This window comes from Methylocella silvestris (assembly GCF_002891535.1).
Lineage (GTDB): Bacteria > Pseudomonadota > Alphaproteobacteria > Rhizobiales > Beijerinckiaceae > Methylocapsa > Methylocapsa silvestris_A.
The window spans coordinates 701,524-720,638 of record NZ_PDZR01000001.1; the positions used below are offsets into that span (position 1 = coordinate 701,524).

At 62.8% G+C, this 19,115-nt stretch carries 16 protein-coding genes; 15 read left to right on the forward strand and 1 reads right to left on the reverse strand.

The annotated features are described in order from the left end of the window. Positions 1-4 precede the first annotated feature (4 nt). The 10 genes from CR492_RS03300 (at position 5) to ruvA (ending at position 13,032) form a co-directional block, all read left to right on the forward strand. The gene (locus tag CR492_RS03300; protein ID WP_102842370.1) at positions 5-1,171 is read left to right on the forward strand and encodes an ABC transporter permease; all 1,167 of its coding nucleotides are present in this window, start codon (positions 5-7) and stop codon (positions 1,169-1,171) included. Continuing rightward, positions 1,168-1,395, forward strand: a complete 228-nt coding sequence (locus tag CR492_RS03305; protein ID WP_102842232.1) for a hypothetical protein — start codon at positions 1,168-1,170, stop codon at positions 1,393-1,395. Before CR492_RS03300 ends, CR492_RS03305 begins: the two co-directional genes overlap by 4 nt. Then, positions 1,388-1,864, forward strand: a complete 477-nt coding sequence (locus CR492_RS03310) for a type II toxin-antitoxin system VapC family toxin (RefSeq protein ID WP_102842233.1) — start codon at positions 1,388-1,390, stop codon at positions 1,862-1,864. The genes CR492_RS03305 and CR492_RS03310 overlap by 8 nt, the downstream gene beginning before the upstream one ends. Then, positions 1,857-3,482, forward strand: a complete 1,626-nt coding sequence (locus CR492_RS03315; protein ID WP_102842234.1) for an ABC transporter ATP-binding protein — start codon at positions 1,857-1,859, stop codon at positions 3,480-3,482. Before CR492_RS03310 ends, CR492_RS03315 begins: the two co-directional genes overlap by 8 nt. Positions 3,483-3,672: 190 nt before the next feature. Next, a complete protein-coding gene (locus CR492_RS03320) occupies positions 3,673-5,223 on the forward strand; it encodes an alpha,alpha-trehalose-phosphate synthase (UDP-forming) (RefSeq protein WP_102842235.1) in 1,551 nt (516 codons plus the stop codon). Between the two features lie 427 nt (positions 5,224-5,650). Beyond that, complete coding sequence (treS, locus tag CR492_RS03330) at positions 5,651-8,899, forward strand: maltose alpha-D-glucosyltransferase (protein ID WP_102842237.1); 3,249 nt, start codon at positions 5,651-5,653, stop codon at positions 8,897-8,899. 246 nt (positions 8,900-9,145) lie between these two features. Beyond that, the gene (rpsT, locus tag CR492_RS03335) at positions 9,146-9,412 is read left to right on the forward strand and encodes a 30S ribosomal protein S20 (protein ID WP_102842238.1); all 267 of its coding nucleotides are present in this window, start codon (positions 9,146-9,148) and stop codon (positions 9,410-9,412) included. Between the two features lie 895 nt (positions 9,413-10,307). Next, the gene (dnaA, locus tag CR492_RS03340; protein ID WP_102842239.1) at positions 10,308-11,828 is read left to right on the forward strand and encodes a chromosomal replication initiator protein DnaA; all 1,521 of its coding nucleotides are present in this window, start codon (positions 10,308-10,310) and stop codon (positions 11,826-11,828) included. A gap of 56 nt (positions 11,829-11,884) precedes the next feature. Beyond that, positions 11,885-12,406, forward strand: a complete 522-nt coding sequence (gene ruvC, locus CR492_RS03345; protein WP_102842240.1) for a crossover junction endodeoxyribonuclease RuvC — start codon at positions 11,885-11,887, stop codon at positions 12,404-12,406. Then, positions 12,403-13,032 carry a Holliday junction branch migration protein RuvA gene (gene ruvA / locus CR492_RS03350; RefSeq protein ID WP_102842241.1) on the forward strand — a complete coding sequence of 210 codons (630 nt, stop codon included), beginning with the start codon at positions 12,403-12,405 and terminating at the stop codon, positions 13,030-13,032. Before ruvC ends, ruvA begins: the two co-directional genes overlap by 4 nt. 3 nt (positions 13,033-13,035) lie before the next feature. Here the strand turns inward: ruvA and tsaD are convergent, their stop codons facing one another. Further along, positions 13,036-14,094, reverse strand: a complete 1,059-nt coding sequence (tsaD, locus tag CR492_RS03355; RefSeq protein ID WP_102842242.1) for a tRNA (adenosine(37)-N6)-threonylcarbamoyltransferase complex transferase subunit TsaD — start codon at positions 14,092-14,094, stop codon at positions 13,036-13,038. Positions 14,095-14,271: 177 nt separating this feature from the next. On the opposite strand from tsaD, the gene hemC reads away from it, so the two are divergent. From hemC to CR492_RS03380, 5 genes are read left to right on the forward strand one after another with little or no spacing between them, the layout of a single operon-like run. Continuing rightward, positions 14,272-15,219 (forward strand): hydroxymethylbilane synthase, encoded by a 948-nt coding sequence (gene hemC, locus CR492_RS03360; RefSeq protein ID WP_102842243.1) that lies wholly within the window; start codon positions 14,272-14,274, stop codon positions 15,217-15,219. 2 nt (positions 15,220-15,221) lie between these two features. After that, positions 15,222-15,983: a uroporphyrinogen-III synthase gene (locus tag CR492_RS03365; protein WP_102842244.1), complete on the forward strand. Its 762-nt coding sequence runs from the start codon at positions 15,222-15,224 to the stop codon at positions 15,981-15,983. A gap of 31 nt (positions 15,984-16,014) precedes the next feature. Next, positions 16,015-17,319, forward strand: coding sequence for an ABC transporter substrate-binding protein (locus CR492_RS03370; protein WP_245411935.1), 1,305 nt, complete (start codon positions 16,015-16,017; stop codon positions 17,317-17,319). Then, positions 17,304-18,290, forward strand: coding sequence for a YVTN family beta-propeller repeat protein (locus CR492_RS03375; protein ID WP_102842245.1), 987 nt, complete (start codon positions 17,304-17,306; stop codon positions 18,288-18,290). Before CR492_RS03370 ends, CR492_RS03375 begins: the two co-directional genes overlap by 16 nt. Positions 18,291-18,343: 53 nt before the next feature. Beyond that, the gene (locus CR492_RS03380; protein ID WP_102842246.1) at positions 18,344-19,114 is read left to right on the forward strand and encodes an ABC transporter ATP-binding protein; all 771 of its coding nucleotides are present in this window, start codon (positions 18,344-18,346) and stop codon (positions 19,112-19,114) included. Position 19,115 lies beyond the last annotated feature (1 nt).

Genomic DNA, 19,115 nt, shown 5'->3' on the forward strand with positions numbered 1-19,115 from the left:
CCTGATGACGGGGGCGCCCCCCTTGCAGCGGGCGCGCCTCAGCCCCATCAACCAGCGCCGGCTGGCCCTGTTCAAGGCGCATCGGCGCGGCTATTGGTCGTTCTGGATTTTCCTGGTCCTGTTCGTCCTGTCGCTATTCGCCGAATTCATCGCAAACGACCGGCCGATCCTTGTCGTCTACAAGGGCGAATTGTTGTTTCCGGTGGCCATCGACTATCCGGAAGAAAAATTTGGCGGCTTCCTCGCCCGCACCGACTATCGCGATGCGGTGATCGCCGATGAGATCAAGGCGCATGGCTTCATGGTCTGGCCGCCGGTCCATTTTTCCTACCGCACCATCAACCGGCAATTGCCGACGCCGGCCCCATCGCCGCCGACCTGGATGCTGAGCCGCGCGCAATGCGCCGCCGCCGCCGAACGCTTCAACAAGTCAGATCCAGGCGGAGGCTGCAACGCCATCGAGTGGAACTGGCTTGGCACCGACGATCAGGGACGCGACGTGCTGGCGCGGCTGATCTATGGCTTCCGCCTGTCGTTATTGTTCGGTCTGACGCTTGCGATCGTCTCGTCGGTGGTTGGCGTCGCCGCCGGCGCCTTGCAGGGATATTATGGCGGCTGGACCGATCTTTTGTTCCAGCGCTTCATCGAGGTCTGGTCCTCGCTGCCGCATCTCTATCTCCTGATCATCATCTCCTCGATCATCACGCCGAGCTTCTTCGTGCTGCTTGGCATCTTGCTTTTGTTTTCCTGGGTCTCTCTGGTCCATGTTGTCCGGGCGGAATGTCTGCGCACCCGCAACTTCGAATATGTCAACGCCGCGCGCGCGCTCGGCCTCAGCAATCCGGCGATCATCTGGCGCCATGTGCTGCCGAACGCCATGGTCGCGACGCTGACTTTTTTGCCCTTCGTCCTCAACGGGTCGATCACGACGCTGACAGCGCTGGATTTTCTCGGCTTCGGCCTGCCGCCCGGCTCGCCCTCGCTCGGGGAGCTCCTTTTGCAGGGCAAATCCAATCTTCAGGCGCCTTGGCTTGGATTGACGGGGTTCATCGTGATCGCGCTGATGCTGTCGCTGCTCGTCTTCATCGGCGAGGCGGTGCGCGACGCTTTCGATCCCCGCAAGACGCTGCAATTGGGAAATGATAGGGTCGGGCAGATGGAGGCGGCATGAACAGGATCGTCAAGGAGCATTATCCGGCGGAAAATCTCCCGGAGGATTTGCGCGCGGATTTGACGCCAGGATCGCAGGTGACCGTTACTGTCGTCGAGGAAGACGCGCCGCCGGAGAAGGTGATGTCTCTGGCAGAGCTTTTCGCTCTACGCCATCCTCCATTTCGCTCCGGCGAAGAGATTGACGCCGATCTTCGGCGTCAAAGAGACGAATGGGATGGCTGATATCGTGGCTCGACAGCGCGTTTATCTAGATCCGAACGTCTTTATTCGCGCGTTCGAAAGCCCCGAAGTGGAAGCAGCGCCGATCAGAAGGATGTTGGAAGCGCTTCGTCACGACCCGAAGCGCGCTGTCACCAGCGAGCTCACTCTCGCAGAAGTATTGGCTCCGGCGCGAACCGGACCGGATCTCCTTATCAAGCGTCGTTTCTATTTGGATTTGATCGTCTGGTCGGGTTTTATAGATTTGCTTCCAGTAACTCGTTCCATCCTGCTCGAAACGCCGGATCTGCGGAAAGTCGCAAGGCATAGCTTGCCCGATGCAATACGCGTGGTCTCCGCGATACGAGCGGGCTGCAACTTCTTCATGTCCAATGATAAGGATATGAAGGCAAATAAGATTCCGCACGGCATGAGGGCTCTGTTGCCCGATTCCTCCGGCGTTGTGACCATCCTGGACGCCCTCCGTGCCTGACGCCCCCCTTCTCGACATTTGCGATCTCTCCGTCTCTTTCCGCGCTGGCGCTACTGCCATGCGAGCAGTCGACGGCGTCTCTTTTGCGCTTGAGCGCGGCCGCACGCTGGCGCTCGTCGGCGAGTCGGGCTCGGGCAAATCGGTCACAGCGCTCTCGATCCTGCGGCTGCTGGCGCCAGGAGCCGAGACGCAGGGGAAGGCGCTGTTCGACGGCGAGGATCTGCTGACGGCGTCCGAGGAGCGGCTTCGCGCCATCAGGGGCGCGCGGATCACCATGGTGTTCCAGGAGCCGATGACATCGCTCAATCCGCTGCACAGCATCGAAAAGCAGATTGGTGAAATTCTGGAACTGCACGGCGCCCACGGCGCCGAAAAAATCCGTGCGCGGGTGGTGGAGCTTCTCGGCGAGGTCGGCATTCCCGATCCCGCTGCGCGGCTTGGCGCCTATCCGCACCAGCTGTCGGGCGGTCAGCGCCAGCGCGTCATGATCGCCATGGCGCTCGCCAACCGGCCTGATCTCTTCATCGCCGACGAGCCGACCACCGCGCTCGACGTGACGGTGCAAGCGCAGATCCTCGACCTTTTGAAGCGGTTGCAGGCGCGCCATGGCATGGCGATGCTGTTCATCACCCATGACCTCAATATCGTGCGCAAAATCGCCGACGACGTCGCCGTGATGCAGAAGGGGCGCATCGTCGAGACCGGGCCGGTCGCGTCGATCTTTTCCGCGCCGCGCCATCCCTATACCTGCGCGCTGCTCGCCGCAGAGCCCAAAGGAGCTCCGCCGCCGTTCAACGCCGCGGCAAAACCCATCGTCAGCGCCGACAACATCAAGGTCTGGTTTCCGATCAGGCGCGGCTTCTTTCGCCGCACCATCGGCTATGTCAAGGCGGTCGACGGCGTCAGCGTCACCGTGCGTGAAGGCGAGACCGTCGGCGTCGTCGGCGAATCGGGCTCCGGCAAGACGACGCTTGGCCTCGCCTTGCTGCGGCTGATTCGCTCGGAGGGCGCCATCGTCTTCCTCGGGCAACGCATCGACGGGCTGCGCTTCAAGGAGCTGCGGCCGATACGGCGCGACATGCAGATTGTGTTTCAGGATCCCTATGGGTCGCTGTCGCCGCGCCTGCCCGTCGCCGATATCGTCGCCGAAGGCCTCGGCGTGCAGGACAAGAGCCTCAGCTACAGCCGGAAGCGGGAGATTGTCGCCCGCGCGCTCGCCGACACAGGCCTCGATCCGGCGGCGATGGATCGCTATCCGCATGAATTTTCAGGCGGCCAGCGTCAGCGAATCGCCATCGCCAGAGCCATGGTGCTTGAGCCGAAATTCATCGTTCTCGACGAGCCGACTTCCGCGCTCGATATGTCGGTGCAGGCGCAAATCGTCGATCTCTTGCGCGACCTCCAGCGCCGCCGCGGCCTCGCCTTTCTGTTCATCAGCCATGATCTGCGCGTCGTACGCGCGCTGGCGAGCGAAATCATCGTCATGCGTGGCGGCAAGCTGGTCGAAGCCGGTCCCGCCGCCGAATTGCTGGCGCATCCAAAGAGCGACTATACCCGCGCCTTGTTCGCCGCTGCCTTCGACATGCGGGCGGAAGAGGGCGCGGCGATCCCGGTTTGATCCCCGCTGTTTCTGCCGCACATCGTCGCGCCAGCGCCGCTGATTGAACAACTGTGAGCCTAAACTTCGCCATTGTGCGATCCAAGACTGGCCAAGTCAAAAGAACGCCCTCCGCCAGAACGTGCAACGATTCTGCCGATGACGCGTTGACAAGGCGAAGATGGGTCCAGTTTAGGAGATGTATCCGCCTATGGTTAACCTTGACCTTCTTTACAAGCCTGTGGCGAACAGCTCTGAGGGGTCAATTGGCAGGTTGGTCGTCGTGTCTAACCGCGTGCCGGTTCCGAACGCCTCTGGTGTTCCCGCGGCGGGCGGCCTCGCCGTCGCCTTGCAGGCGGCTTTGCGCAGCCGGGGCGGCGTGTGGTTCGGCTGGTCGGGAAAGACCGCTCAGGACGCCGCCGACAGGCAGGTGCAGACGCGCAGCCTTGGCCCTATCACTTTCGCGGTCTCAGATCTCACCCGCCGTGATATAGAGGAATACTATCACGGTTTCGCCAATCGCGCCCTATGGCCGATCTGCCATTATCGCCTCGACCTCGCCAATAGCTCCGAGCGCGACGCTGCCGGCTATTTTCGCGTCAACGAATTCTTCGCGCGCCGGCTTGTCAAGCTGCTGCGGCCGGACGACATCATCTGGATTCACGACTACCACATGATTCCGCTGGCGGGCTTTTTGCGCGAGCTTGGGGCTGCGAACCGCATCGGCTATTTTCATCACATTCCATGGCCCTCACCTGATACAGCCTCGGCGCTGCCCTTCTACGACCGCATTCTTGAATCCTTCAGCGCCTATGATGTCGTTGGATTCCAGACCGTTCCGGATGCGGATAATTTCCGCGATTGCCTCATTCAGTCGGCTGCCGGACGCACCGGGGCCGACGGCGTCTGCGAAGCCTATGGCCGAAAATTCCTCGTCGACGCCTTTCCGATCAGCATCGATCCAGACAGTTTCGCGCTCGAGGCGCGCCTCGCCGAACGCAATTCTCTTGTGAAGCGAATGCGCGTCAGCCTTGAAGGGCGCGCCATGGTGATTGGCGTCGACCGGCTCGACTATTCGAAGGGAATCAAGCACCGGCTCGAAGCTTTCGCCGCGTTCCTTGAGACCAATCCCGACGCCGTGAAGGCGCGGGTCACCATGCTGCAGATCACGCCGAAATCGCGTTCGGAGGTGCCGGAATACGCGCGCATCCAGAGAGAGGTCGCCGAGGAGGTCGGCCATCTCAACGGCAAGCTCGGCGACATCGACTGGACGCCATTGCGTTACATCAACAAACCAATGAGCCAGGCGGCGCTGGCAGGGCTCTACCGGCTTGCGCGGGTCGGGCTGGTGACGCCGCTGCGCGACGGCATGAACCTCGTCGCCAAGGAATATGTGGCGGCGCAGGATCCGAATGATCCGGGCGTACTTGTGTTGTCGCAATATGCCGGCGCCGCGCAGGAGCTCAAAGCCGCACTGATTGTCAACCCCTATGATATCGAGGCGACGGCGGCGGCCATCGCCCGCGCCGTGGCGATGCCGCTGGACGAGCGCCAGGACCGCTGGCGCGACATGATGGCTGCGCTACGCGGCAACAGCATCGATCATTGGACGCACAAATGCCTGCAGGCGATCAGCGGCGAAGGGGAAGCGGCCAATGAAAGCTCGCTTCACCCGGCGGGCTCGATCATTCGCTCGGGTGTGATACCGGTGGCGGAGCCGTGGCTTTGCGCGCAATCTCCGGCGCCGGGGCTCCGCCACTAGATCGCGATGCTCCCAAATTTCAATGCGCCCGAACTGTTTGGGCATGTTAGCGAGGTGGCCGTCGAGGCCGTCTTGCTACTCGCCGGCGTCACGCTCGCGGAGAAAACGGAGAAATCAACAGAATGCGGCCTGTCTCCATTTTGCGGAGTCGAAAGCAGGCTGCAACGCCGGCCGCCACCGGCGCAAAGCTATATCATCTTGACTTGATTTGAAAAATCATTGCGCTTCATGCTCAAATCAGGCCCCAAGAGCGCTTCCTGAAGCGCTCGCTGGCGACGATGGCCGGGAGTTGTGCATAATGCCACGAACGAGCAGATTTATTCGCATCGACGCGATCCTTTAAGATTCTTCATCATTGATTCCTCGTGTCTCGCGCCGCTGGCGCGAGTGACCGCCGCCGCCTCCCCAGTCTCGAACGAGTGTGCTCATGATCGATCGCAGCGATGTGCATTGGTATCGCGACGCCATAATCTACCAGCTTCACGTCAAATCCTTCTTCGATTGCAACAATGACGGCATCGGCGATTTCAAGGGTCTGACGCAAAAGCTCGACTATGTGAAAGATCTTGGCGCGACGGCGATCTGGCTGATGCCGTTCTACCCCTCGCCCCTGCGCGACGACGGCTACGACATTTCCAATTATCGCGACATCAATCCGGCTTATGGCTCGCTGCGGGACTTCAAGGCCTTCGTCCGCGAGGCGCATGACCGCGGTCTTCGGGTCATCATCGAACTCGTCGTCAACCACACCTCCGATCAGCATCCCTGGTTCCAGCGCGCACGCACCGCCAAGCTTGGGTCGGCGGCGCGGAATTTCTATGTCTGGGCCGACGATGACGAGGCCTACACGGGCGTCCCGATCATCTTTCTCGATATCGAGAAATCGAACTGGACCTATGACGAGGTCGCCAAGGCCTTCTACTGGCATCGTTTCTACGCGCATCAGCCGGACCTCAATTACGATAATCCGCGTGTGCTGGAAGCGGTGCTCGACGTCATGCGTTTCTGGCTCGACATGGGCGTCGACGGACTGCGCCTTGACGCCATTCCCTATCTGGTCGAGCGCGAAGGAACGCTTTGCGAAAACCTGCCCGAGACGCATGCGATCATAAAGAAGATCAGGGCTGCGGTCGACGCCGATTATCCAGACCGCATGCTGCTGGCCGAGGCCAATGTCTGGCCGGAGGAGGCGGCCGGCTATTTCGGCGACGGCGACGAGTGCCACATGGCGTTTCACTTTCCGCTGATGCCGCGCATCTATATGGCGCTGGCGCAGGAGGATCGCCACCCGATCACAGACATCATGCGTCAGACGCCGGAGCTGCCCGACGGATCGCAATGGGCAATCTTTCTGCGCAATCACGATGAGATGACGCTCGCCATGGTAACCGACAAGGAGCGCGATTATCTGTGGTCGTTCTATGCCGCGGACCGGCGGGCGCGCATCAACCTCGGCATCAGGCGCCGCCTTGCGCCCTTGCTCGAGAACGACCGGCGCAAGATCGAATTGCTGAACTCGCTGCTGTTCTCGATGCCGGGGGCGCCGGTCCTCTATTATGGCGACGAGATCGGCATGGGCGACAATATCTACCTTGGCGACCGTGATGGCGTCAGAACGCCGATGCAATGGTCGGTTGACCGCAGCGGCGGCTTCAGCCGCGCCGATCCGGCGCGCCTGTTCCTGCCGGCGATTCAGGATCCGATCTATGGCTTCAGCGCGGTCAATGTCGAGGCGCAGCTCGCGAGCCCGTCGAGCCTCTTGACATGGACGCGGCGAATGATCGCGGTGCGCCGCTCCACCCTTGCATTCGGGCGCGGCGCGCTGCGCTTTCTCTATCCCGCCAATCGCAAGGTGCTCGCCTATCTGCGCGAACTCCCGTCCGAAACAATTCTCTGCGTCGTCAATGTTTCGCGCGCGCCGCAGGCGGTGGAGCTCGATCTTGGTGAATTTCGCGGCTCGGCGCCTGTCGAAATGACGGCCGGCAGTCAGTTCCCGGCGATCGGCGCCGCGCCCTATGTCCTCACCCTGCCGTCCTACGGCTTCTTCTGGTTCAGGATCGAACCACTGCCGCAGGAGCGCCCGCTGCGCGACTCGATGCCGGAACTGTTCACTCTGGTTGCGGTGGGCAAGCTCGAGACCATTTTTTCAGGCCGCGAGCTGATCGCCTTCGAGCGCAACGTCGCGCCGCAATATCTTTTGACGCGCCGTTGGTTCGAGGCGCAAACATCGGCGCCGCCGCGCGTCGCCGTCAAGGATTTCGCGCTCCTCACCGAGGCCGGCGACGCGCGGCGTTTCGTACTGACCCTGCTTGACGTCGAGGCGTTGGACGCCTCGACCGGCGTCTACTTCGCGCCCTTTGTGGCCGAGCGCGACGGCGAATTCACGCCCTCGCCCTGCGCTGCGGTCGCCAAATTGCGGCGCGGCGCCGAAATGGGCCTGCTCTATGACGCCGACGCCTGCGCGCCTTTCGGCGCTGCGATGCTTGACGCGTTTCGCCGTGGCGCGACGACCGGCGCCGCCAAAGGGGGCAAGATCATTTTCTCGCCCGCCGAGCCGGACAGTCCAGAGCTCGCGATCGCGGCGCTCGAGTGCGAGCTTGTCGCCGCTTCGCAAAGTCATTCGACGCTCGTGCTCGATAAGCAGATCACGCTCAAGATCTTCCGGCGGCTCGAGGCCGGAGCTCGGCCGGACATGGAGGTCAGGCGCTTTCTGACCGAGGTCGCCCGCTTTCCCAACATGCCGGCCCTGCTCGGCGCGGTCGAGTACAGCGACGCCGCCGGCGCCCGCATGACGCTTGCGACATTCGAGACTTTTGTGCGCTGTCAGGGCGACGCCTGGACCTGGACGCTCGAAGCGCTGAAGCGCATTCTTGAGACCCTCGCCATGGCGCCGGCCGCGACCGATCAGGGCGAGCCGCCGCCGCCGCTCAGCTTTTCCACCTATACGCCGCATATGCAGCGGCTTGGGCTGCGCACCGCGCAAATACATCAGGCGCTGGCGACGCCGACCGACGATCCGGCGATTGCGGCCGAGCCGCTCGCCGCAGCCGACGTGCGCCAGAGCGTCCTTCTGCTGCGCGAGGCGGCCGCGCGCGGCTTCGAGCGTCTCGCCGGGGTGGAGGAGGCGAACGCCGAGATCGACCGGCTGCTCGACCGGCGGGAGGAATGCGAAAGCCTGTTCGCGATGCTCGACGCAGAGCCGCAGGGCGCGATCAAGATCCGCATCCACGGCGATTATAATTTGCGTCGCGCGCTCGTCGTGAAGGATGACGTCATCATTGTCGGCTTTCGCGGCGCTGACAGGATGGCGAAGAATCCGCGCGAGAAAAATTCCCCGCTGCGCGATGTCGCGACCATGCTGCGCTCCTTCGCGCAAGTCGCGGCCGCAGCGGAGCGGGCGATCGCGACCCTTGTGCCAGATCCGGTCATGGCGGCGACGCGGCTCAGCGAGCAGGTTGTGGAATTCTCTGAAATTTTCGTCGAGGCCTATTTCAGCGCCACGCGCGGCGGAGCCGTGTCGATCGTCGATCAGGGCACGCGGCGGCGTCTTCTTATTCTTTATCTGCTCGCCGCCGCTTTCGAGGAAATCAGTGGCGATGATCCGTCAGCCGAGACGATCGACGTCGCAGCAAAGGGATTGAACGCAATTCTCGATCGCGCGGCGCGGCTGCTCTGACAATGGCGATGAAACACTTGTTCCGCCAATTATTTATCCCGTCGTTCCGGCTTGTTTTCATCGTCGCGCTACGGCATTCCGGGTCTCGCGAGGCGGTTGGCCGCCGTCCCGCCGCATCTTAGTTGGGTAGGACCCCCGACAGATCGTTGACGGCGGCGGCCTTGATGACTATAAGCACGGCTCCCGGTCAGATGCGGTCCGCTTCACGCGGCGCGGCGCACGGCCTTGTCCAGGACAGATTTCGATATGGCGAATACCCCGTCGGCCAAGAAGGCCGTCCGTAAGATTGAGCGTCGCACTGCGGTCAACAAGTCGAGGCGCAGCCAGATGCGGACTTATGTCCGCAAAGTCGAAGAGGCGATCGCTTCCGGTGATCGGGAGGCCGCGACGCAGGCTTTGCGCGCGGCTGAGCCTCTGGTGATGCGTGCGGCGCAAAAAGGAATTGTGCACAAAAATACCGCTTCCAGAAAAGTCTCTCGGCTGAGCGCTCGAGTAAGCTCGCTGGGAAACTAAGTAGCCCGCTGTAAAGCTTAATAATTCTATTTATGAAAGCCCGGCGATCGCCGGGCTTTTCTTTTTGCGGGGCTTCAACGCGCTTGCGAGATGCCGAATCGGGGGAAGAAATGTGCTGCACATCTATTTTCCATGCTTTCCAACAGCTTGTAACCAAAGCCCGACCTTTCCGCCGAAACGACGCTTCGCCGCCGATTTTTCCCCGACTTTCAAGACAGTTTTTTGACTTTTTTTCGAAGGCGGCTGCATCTTTGCCGCTCTCGCGCCGGACGCGCAGAATCAGGCGTTTAGTCGAACCGTTTCGACGAAGCCGTCGGACGCGGCGGCAAAGCGGCCGGATCGGGACGAAAATTTCGGGGACGGCGCCTTGCGGCGAGCTTGGCCTATGTTAAAGTCTTCAGGTTGTCGGGATGGCGAAGCAAAAAGGCTTTCCAGGCTGCCTCTTCTGCAATCTCCGGTTTAGTGAAGCGTATATGCGTGTTGAGGCGCCGGATAGTCTTGCATAAATTTGGCTGAATGCTTTATAGTGACGCTTGGATGCAGTCGCTTTTGCCAAACCTTGAAGCGATTTGCTTGAAATCATGGCGATGAGAGGGGGCAACTCTTAAGGTGTTATTAATTGGGGAGGACCGCGGACGATCGCGTTCGCGGGCGATGCAGCGGGACAAGGGGGGATTCCGTGATCTTGAACAGATTCGACTTAGATCAGATCCATCAGCTCCAGCGCGACAATGGTCTGCGATTCGGTCGCCAGGCCCCCCCGCCAGATGCGCTCCGCGCGCCGGCCCGCCGCCGCCGTAAATAGGCTCGGCTCTCTAAATCTCCCATTGTCGACTTGTCACGGCGCTGTGCTTTCACAGCCCGCCGCCAATGTCCTGCGTTCAGAAGAAGGCCGATGCTGAATTTGCGCACCTCCGTCAACGACAAACCACAGGATCGCGGCGCCGGCGAAGCTTGGATGCGCATCTGCCGGAGGTTGCGCGTCGACGTCGGAGAAGACGTCTTCTCATCCTGGTTCGGGCGCCTTGAACTCGATAGCCTTGCGGACGGAACCGCCGCTCTCTCGGTGCCGACGAAGTTCCTGAAAAGCTGGATTCAGTCGCACTATTCCGAAAAGCTGCTCGCGGCGCTCGCCAGCGAATTCCCCACGGTGAAGCGGCTTGTCGTCACGATACGGTCATCCAATCGTCCGCCGCTCGGGGTTCCGGCAGCAGTCGACATCGAAGATGAGGAATTCGGACCGATTTCGAGTCACGGCGTCCGCAAAATGGCGGCGCAGGAGGCCGTGCCGGCAAACGCGAGAGGCTTTGCCCCACTGCGGCCGAACGAGCCGCAATCGGCGAGGGGCCGCGCCGAGGGCGAGGCCGACATCATCGCGGGCTCGCCGCTGGACGGACGGCTAACCTTTTCGAATTTCGCGGCAGGACGCTCGAACCAACTGGCGCTTGCCGCCGCGCAGCGAGTCGCCGCCGCGACTCCGGAGGAGCGGCTGCCCTATAATCCGCTTTACCTGCATGCGTCTGTCGGCCTCGGCAAAACCCATCTTCTGCAGGCCGTCGCCCATATGGCGCAGACGATGTCGCGCCGCGTCATTTATCTGACGGCAGAGCGCTTCATGTATGGCTTCGTCTCGGCCTTGAAGGCTCAGACTGCGATCGCTTTCAAGGAGAAGCTGCGCGGTATCGACATTCTCGTCATCGACGACATCCAGTTCCTTCAGGGCAAATCGATCCAGCAGGAGTTCTGCCACACGCTTAACGCCCTCATCGACGCGCATCGCCAGATCGTTATCGCCGCCGATCGCCCTCCGTCAGAGCTCGAGAGCCTTGACGAACGGGTGAGGTCGCGCCTTGCCGGCGGTCTGTGCGTCGAAATCGGCGGCCTCGACGAACAGCTTCGGGTCAAAATTCTGGAAGGGCGAATCGCCGCGGCGAGACACGCCCATCCGAATTTCGAGGTTCCCTCGGCCGTGATGGCGTTCGTGGCGCATGCGATCCAGACCAACGGCCGCGATCTCGACGGGGCCGTCAATCGCCTGCTTGCGCACGCCTCCCTGAACGGCGCTCCCCTCGAAGTCGAGACGGCCGAGCTTGCGATTCGCGATCTGGTTCGGGCGCATGACCCGAAACGCGTCAAGATCGAGGATATTCAAAAGCTCGTCGCAACCCATTTCAACGTGAGCCGCGCCGACATCCTGTCCTCGCGGCGCACGGCCAATGTCGTGCGGCCGCGGCAGATCGCCATGTATCTTTCGAAGGCGTTGACGCTGCGATCGCTGCCGGAAATCGGCCGCCGCTTCGGCGGGCGCGACCATACGACCGTGCTCCATGCGGTGCGCAAGATCGACGGACTCGCCGCGAAAGACGGCGCGCTTTCGGAAGAGATCGAGCTTTTGAAACGCATGCTGATGGAGTGAGGGCGGCTGCGCGCCGAGCGGGTGCGATTTTAAGCTTGATGATCTAGATTGCGCAGATGAATTCCTCCGTGATTCGAATCATTGGCATCGACCCGGGGCTGCGCAACATGGGATGGGGCGTGATCGAGGCGTCTGGTTCGCGGTTGTCATTCGTCGCCTGCGGCGTCATCCATTCAGCGAGCGGCTTGAGCCTTGCCGAGCGTCTTTGCGCGCTGCACGAGGGCCTGCTCGCAACCATCGCGCTGCATGCGCCGATGGAGGCGGCCGTCGAGGAAACCTTCGTCAATTGCGATCCGCAGTCGGCGTTGAAACTTGGCCAGGCGCGCGGCGTCGCGCTGGTCGCTCCGGCGCTGGCGGGGCTGCCGGTCGCCGAATATGCCGCAAACCTCATCAAAAAGACCGTCACCGGCAATGGCCATGCTGAAAAGGCGCAGATCGCCATGATGGTCAAATTTCTGCTGCCCAAAAGCGAAGCCAAAAGCGCCGACTCGGCCGATGCGCTCGCAGTCGCGATCACGCACGCTCAGCTGCGCGCCAGCCGAGCTTTGCTGAAATCCGCCGCCGCGGCGGCGCGATGATCGGCAAGCTGAAGGGCCTCGTCGATTCGCAGGGGGAGGATTACGTCATTCTCGACGTCAATGGCGTCGGCTACATCGTGTATTGCTCGTCGCGCACCCTGCAAAACCTGCCGCGGCAGGGAGAGGCGGCGGCGCTGGCGATCGACACGCAGATGCGCGAGGATTCAATCAAACTCTACGGTTTTGCGTCGGAGACGGAGCGCGACTGGTTTCGCCTGCTGCAATCCGTGCAGGGCGTCGGCGCCAAGGTCGCGCTGGCGATCCAGGGCGTTCTGCGTCCGGGCGAGATCGTGACCGCGATCGCGGCTCAGGACAGGGCGGCATTCGCCAGAGCTTCGGGCGTCGGCGCGAAACTTGCCGCGCGCATCGTCGCGGAATTGAAGGACAAGGCGCCGGCGTTGGGCGCCTCGCTTCAGACTCTTGCAGGGCCGGGGAACGCGACTGCGGGCATTGAGGCGCCCGCGCCCGGCGCGGTCTCGGACGCGATCTCGGTGCTGGTCAATCTCGGCTTCAGCCGTTCGCAAGCTGCGGTCGCCGTCGCCGCCTCCAGCAAGGCTTTGGGAGATCTCGCCGGCGCCGGCGACCTCGCCAAGCGCGCGCTGCAAGAGCTGGCGCAATCCGGTTAGCGCTTAAGCCTTGCCGTGATGGGCGGCTTCGGCGTTGGAATCGAGCGGCCAGCGCGGCCGCGCGGCGAAAGTCATATCGTCGACGAGGCCGAGCGACAGCCGCTCGATCCCGGCCCAGGCGATCATCGCGCCATTGTCGGTGCAAAGCTGCGGCGGCGGCAGGATCAGCCGCAGCCCGCTTTCGCCGCAAAACCGGCTGAGGGCGCGGCGGATCGCGCCATTGGCGCCGACGCCGCCGGCGACGACCATCGCGTTGCAGTCGCCTATACGCTCGCGAAACAGGCGCAGGCCCGCGCGCGAGCGGTCGATCATCATGTCGACGATCGCCGCCTGAAACGAGGCGCAAAGATCGGCGACGTCTGTCTGGCTCGGCGAATGGATGCGCTGCGCCGCCAGCCGAACGGCGGTCTTCAGCCCGGAAAGCGAGAAATCCGGCTTGGCGCGTCCTTGCATCGGCCGCGGAAAATCAAATCGCGTCGGATCGCCCTTGGCCGCCATGCGCTCCACTTCGGGACCGCCGGGGTAGGGCAGGCCAAGCATCTTGGCGACCTTGTCGAAAGCCTCGCCGACGGCGTCGTCGACAGTCGAGCCGAGCCTCAGATAGTCACCGACGCCCTTGACGGCGACGAGTTGGGTGTGGCCGCCCGACACAAGCAAAAGCAGATAGGGGAACTCGACGCCGTCGGTCAGCCGGGCGGTCAGCGCATGCGCCTCCAGATGATTGACGGCGATAAAGGGTTTGCGGCTCGCCAGAGCCAGAGCTTTTGCCGTCGTGAGGCCGACGATGACGCCGCCGATCAATCCCGGCCCCGCGGCGGCGGCGATCCCGTCAAGGTCGGCTAGCTTTACCTTGGCGTCATAGAGGGCGCGGGCGACGAGCCTGTCCAGCACTTCGATATGAGCGCGCGCGGCGATTTCGGGAACCACGCCGCCATAGGCGGCGTGTTCGGCGATCTGGCTCATCACCTCATTGGATAAAATCTCGCCGGCGCCGCCGGGGTTCAGCTGCACGACCGCGGCGGCGGTTTCGTCGCAGGTGGTTTCAATGCCAAGTACGCGCATGGCGGATTTCGACGCTTTCGTCAGTTGCGAAAATTATCTGGGGCGGGGCCGTTCCGTCGCGGACGGCGAGCCGGCTTTGTGGCGAGGCGGCCTATCGAAAAGGTGGTCTTGGCGGGCGAGTTTACCCAAGCTAATATGCACCCTATAGAACCATAAGTTCCATTAAGGAAATCAGCGATTCTCAGTTCGAGCCGCCCCACGGTCCAGGACCTCAAACTCAGAATCGGGACGCGGGGCAGCCCTTTGGCGCTGGCCCAGGCGCGCGAGCTGCGGCGCCGTCTCGCCGCCGCGCATGGTGTCGCGGAAGAGGCGCTCGACATCGTCGTCATCAAGACGACAGGCGATATCATCCTCGATCGCGCCCTGAGCGAGGCGGGCGGCAAGGGTCTTTTCACCAAGGAGCTCGACCTTGCGCTCATGCGCGGCGAGATCGGGATCGCCGTCCATTCGGCCAAGGATTTGCCGACGCAGCTGCCCGACGAGATCGCCATTCTCGGCTATCTGCCGCGCGAGGATGTGCGCGACGCCTGGATCTCACCTCACGCGCAGCATCCGCTTGGCCTTGCCGCTGGCAGCGTCGTCGGCACGGCCTCGCTGCGTCGCGGCGCGATCGTGCGGCGGCTGCGGCCGGACCTTAATGTCGTGCTTTTACGGGGCAATGTCGAAACGCGGCTCGCCAAGCTCGCGGGCGGCGAGGTTGACGCGACTCTGCTCGCTCTCGCCGGACTGAAGCGGCTTGGCCTCGAGGGCAAGGCGAGCGCATTGCTGAACCCGGAAGAATTTGTGCCGGCGGCGGGGCAGGGGGCGATCGCGATCACCGCGCGGACGGGTGATGACTCCACGCGCGCGCTGATCGCGCCGATCCTCGATCAGGACACGGGGCTCGCGCTCGCAGCCGAACGCGCGTTCCTTGCCGTTCTCGATGGTTCTTGCAAAACGCCGATCGGCGCTTACGCGCGGCTGGAGGGCGGGCGCCTCATCTTCCACGCGCTTGTGCTGAAGCCGGACGGCTCGGCCTGTTTCGAGGCGCGTGTCAGCGGCGAGCCAGGCGAGGCCATAGCGCTCGGCGAAGGCGCCGGGCGCGATCTCATCTCGCGCATCCCGCCCGATCTGTTCGAGGATTGATCATGCTGGTGTTGCTCACCCGAGCCTTGGACGAGGCGATGCGCACGGCGGCCAAGCTGACCGCGCTCGGCCATCACGCGATTCTCTCGCCAGTGTTCGAAATGGCGCCAACCGGTGCGGAATGGCCGCAAAGCGTCGTCGATGGCGCACTCGCCACCAGCACACAGGCGTTCGAGCTTTTGTCCCAGTCGGGAGACCGGCCATCGCCGGAGGCGCGGCGTCTGACGCCGCTGCATGTCGTCGGCGAGCGCACCAAAGCGGCTGCGCGCGAACGCGGATTTGAAGGACGAACCGTCGTCGCTCCGGACGCCAAAATTCTCGCCTCGAGCCTGATCGGCGCGCTCGCCGGCAGGACGCCGTCGAGGTTCGTTTATCTCGCCGGCCGCGACCGCAAGCCGGACCTCGAGGCGGCGCTGAGCGATGCGGGCCACAGTGTCGACGTCGTCGAGGTTTATGCGGCGCAGGCGCTGGACGAGCTCGATGCGGAAGCCGCGGCTCTGATCGAGGCGGGGCAGATCGGCGCGATCCTGCATTATTCCCGACGTAGTGCGGATATTTTCCTGCGCCTCGTGGCAGAGGCGGGGCTCGACATATCGCGCGTCGCGCATATTGCGATTTCGGCTGATGCCGCGACGCCCTTGAAGGCGGCGCGCTTCGCATCCGTCCACATTGCCGAAATTCCAAACGAGCAGGGGATGCTCGACGCCCTGCAAGGGCTCGCCCATCAAGAAAGTGTTGATCGCGCCGACTATGTGAAGTCTTGATGTGCGCCTTTTTGCAACCCATCATGAAACCATGAATAATGCCGCAAAGGCGCCTCTTCCCGCAACGCTTGCCGCCGCGGAGGAAGATGACGCGCCGATACAAAAGGGGAGGAAGACGGTTCGATCGCTTTGGGTCGGATGCGCCTTTGCGCTTCTCGTCGCCTCGCTGTGGGCCTTCGCCGCGACGGCGGCGCCGCAGACCGGGGGCGCCGCCGCGCCGCTCAATGTCAAGATTGGCGTTATTCGCGCCATCCATTCGCGCGACACGATTTCGATTCTCGACATCCCGGCCGAAGACGATGGCGTCGCCGGCGCAAGGCTCGCGATTGAAGACAACAACACCACCGGAAAATTCCTCAACCAGACATTCGAGATCGCCGACGTCAAGCTGAAGGAGGGCGAGGATCCAGTCGTCGCGCTGAACGCGCTTGTCGATCAGGGAATTGGCCTAATCCTTGCCGACGTCCCGGCCGCGCAGCTTCTTGCGCTCGCCGACGCCGCGCGCGGCAAGAATGTCCTGTTGTTCAATGTCGGCGCGCCGGAGGATTCGCTGCGCGAGGAGGATTGCCGCGCCAATGTGATCCATGTCGGCCCGACCCATTCGATGCTGGCCGATGGGCTGGCGCAATATCTTGTCTGGAAGCGTTGGCCGCGCTGGTTCCTGATCAAGGGCTCGCATCCGCAGGACGAGCTTTTCGCAGCCGCGCTGCGTCGTTCGGCGAAAAAATTCGGCGCCAAGATCGTCGAAGAGCGCGTCTACGAAGATACCGAGGGCGGGCGCCGCTCCGATTCCGGCAGCGTGCAGACGCAGCGCCTGATCCCGACCGCAACGCAGAGCGCCCCGGCCTATGACGTGCTTGTCGCCGCCGATGAATCCGACGTTTTCGCGGGCTATCTGCCCTATCGCAATTACGATCCGCGCCCCGTCGTCGGCTCGGCCGGCCTGAAGCCGACGAGCTGGGACGCGACCCATGAACAATGGGGCGCCATTCAATTGCAGAACCGATTCTACAAGCTGGCTTCGCGGCGGATGAACGAACGCGACAATCAGGCCTGGGTCGCCGCCCGCATCATCGGCGAGGCGGCGACCCGCACGGGCTCGAATGATCCGAAAACGCTGCGCGACTATATCGTCGGCCCTGAGTTTTCCATCGCCGCCTTCAAGGGGCAGAAGCAAACCTTGCGGACGTGGAATCAACAGCTGCGCCAGCCGATCCTGCTTGGCGACGGGCGCATGATCGTGTCCGTTTCGCCGCAGGAAGGTTTTCTGCACCAGACGTCGGAACTCGACACCCTCGGCCTCGATCAACCGGAAACAAAATGCAAATTGCGCTGAAATTTTCCGCGAGGGCGGCTGTCGTCTTAGCGCTGTCGCTCGGCTTCGCGCGCTCTCCCGCGACGGCGGCGACGGCCTATGTCTCGAATGAAAAGGGCAACTCCATCACGGTCATCGACGATGACAAGCTTGCCGTCACAGACACCGTCAAGGTCGGTCGGCGTCCGCGCGGAATCGTCCTCAACAAGGACAACACCCAGCTGTTCATCTGCGCCGGCGATGACGACACGATCCAGATTCTTGATCTCAAGACTTTGAAGATTGTCGGCGATCTGCCGTCGGGCGCCGACCCCGAATTGCTGATCCTGAGCCCGGACGGCGCGCTTCTTTATGTCGCGAACGAGAACAATAATCTTGTCACCGTGATCGAGGTCGCGACGCGCAAGGTCATCGAGCAAATTCCGGTTGGAGTCGAGCCGGAGGGCATGGCGCTGAGCCCCGACGGGAGGATTCTCGTCAACACCTCAGAGACGACCAATATGGCCCACATGATCGACACGGCGACGCGCAAGATCTTCGCCAATGTCCTCGTCGATGCGCGGCCGCGCTCTGCCCAGTTCACGCCGGACGGCAAGGAGCTGTGGGTTTCGGCGGAGGTCGGCGGCACGGTGAGCGTGATAAGCGTCGCCGACGCCAAGGTGTTGCAGAAAATCACCTTCGATATTCCCGGTCTCGCCAAGGAGGCGATCCAGCCTGTCGGCATCCGTTTCAGCCAGGACGGCGCGAAGGCCTTTGTCGCGCTCGGGCCGGCAAATCGCGTCGCCGTCATCGACGTCGCCTCGCGCAAGGTCGCAAAATATCTGTTGGTCGGCCAACGCGTCTGGCAACTCGCCTTCACGCCCGACTACAGCCATCTTTACGCGACCAACGGCGTCTCGAACGACGTTTCCGTGATTGACCCGGCGAGCCTCAAGGTCGTGAAATCGATTCCGGTCGGTCCGTTCCCCTGGGGCGTCGCCATCGCGCCATAGCGCTTGTCGCAAGCGCGGCCTGTTGGAAAGATCATCCGTGACGAGGCCTCAGCTTGATTGATTCTTCCAAAGACCACGCGCTCGAAGCTGCGCTGAAAATCGACCGGGTCAGCCATTTCTATGGCAAGCGCAAGGCGCTCGACGATGTCTCCTTTGAGGTGCGTCCGGCGAGTTTCACCGTGCTGCTTGGGTTGAACGGCGCCGGCAAGAGCACGCTGTTTTCCCTGATCACGCGGCTGTTTGGCGTGCGCTCCGGCGCGATTTCGATTTTCGGCTTCGATGTCGCGCGAACGCCGGGCGAGGCGCTGCGCCGGCTTGGCGTAGTGTTCCAGGCGCGAACGCTCGACCTCGATCTCTCCATCGCGCAAAATCTTGCCTATCATGCGGCGCTGCACGGCATTGGAGACGCGACGGCGAAAGCGCGCGCCGCCGATGTCCTCGCCAAGGTCGACATGCTTGATCGGCTCAACGACAAGGCCCGCGCGCTGTCCGGAGGGCAGATGCGCCGCGTCGAGATCGCTCGCGCCCTGCTGCACCGGCCGCGGATGCTGCTGCTCGACGAACCGACTGTCGGCCTCGACATCAAGGCCCGCGCGGACATCCTCGCGCATGTGCGCAATCTCGTCGCGACCGAGGGAATTGGCGTATTGTGGGCGACCCATCTCATCGACGAGATCCTGCCCGGCGACAATGTCGTTGTGTTGCATCGCGGCAAATTGCTCGACGCGGGCAAGGTCGAGGAGGTCTGCGCGCGGGCCGGCTCGCCTGACATGACCGCGGCGTTCAACCGTCTGACCGGCGAAGCCGCTACGGAGGCGCAGTGAC

Coding starts and splice junctions, on each gene's coding strand:
- CR492_RS03305 (WP_102842232.1), top strand. CDS start 1,168: ATGAACAGGATCGTCAAGGAGCATTATCCGGCGGAAAATCTCCCGGAG.
- ruvA (WP_102842241.1), top strand. CDS start 12,403: ATGATCGGCAAGCTGAAGGGCCTCGTCGATTCGCAGGGGGAGGATTAC.
- CR492_RS03320 (WP_102842235.1), top strand. CDS start 3,673: ATGGTTAACCTTGACCTTCTTTACAAGCCTGTGGCGAACAGCTCTGAG.
- CR492_RS03370 (WP_245411935.1), top strand. CDS start 16,015: ATGAATAATGCCGCAAAGGCGCCTCTTCCCGCAACGCTTGCCGCCGCG.
- tsaD (WP_102842242.1), bottom strand. CDS start 14,094: ATGCGCGTACTTGGCATTGAAACCACCTGCGACGAAACCGCCGCCGCG.
- ruvC (WP_102842240.1), top strand. CDS start 11,885: ATGAATTCCTCCGTGATTCGAATCATTGGCATCGACCCGGGGCTGCGC.
- CR492_RS03310 (WP_102842233.1), top strand. CDS start 1,388: ATGGCTGATATCGTGGCTCGACAGCGCGTTTATCTAGATCCGAACGTC.
- treS (WP_102842237.1), top strand. CDS start 5,651: ATGATCGATCGCAGCGATGTGCATTGGTATCGCGACGCCATAATCTAC.
- CR492_RS03365 (WP_102842244.1), top strand. CDS start 15,222: ATGCTGGTGTTGCTCACCCGAGCCTTGGACGAGGCGATGCGCACGGCG.
- CR492_RS03375 (WP_102842245.1), top strand. CDS start 17,304: ATGCAAATTGCGCTGAAATTTTCCGCGAGGGCGGCTGTCGTCTTAGCG.
- dnaA (WP_102842239.1), top strand. CDS start 10,308: ATGCTGAATTTGCGCACCTCCGTCAACGACAAACCACAGGATCGCGGC.
- rpsT (WP_102842238.1), top strand. CDS start 9,146: ATGGCGAATACCCCGTCGGCCAAGAAGGCCGTCCGTAAGATTGAGCGT.
- CR492_RS03300 (WP_102842370.1), top strand. CDS start 5: ATGACGGGGGCGCCCCCCTTGCAGCGGGCGCGCCTCAGCCCCATCAAC.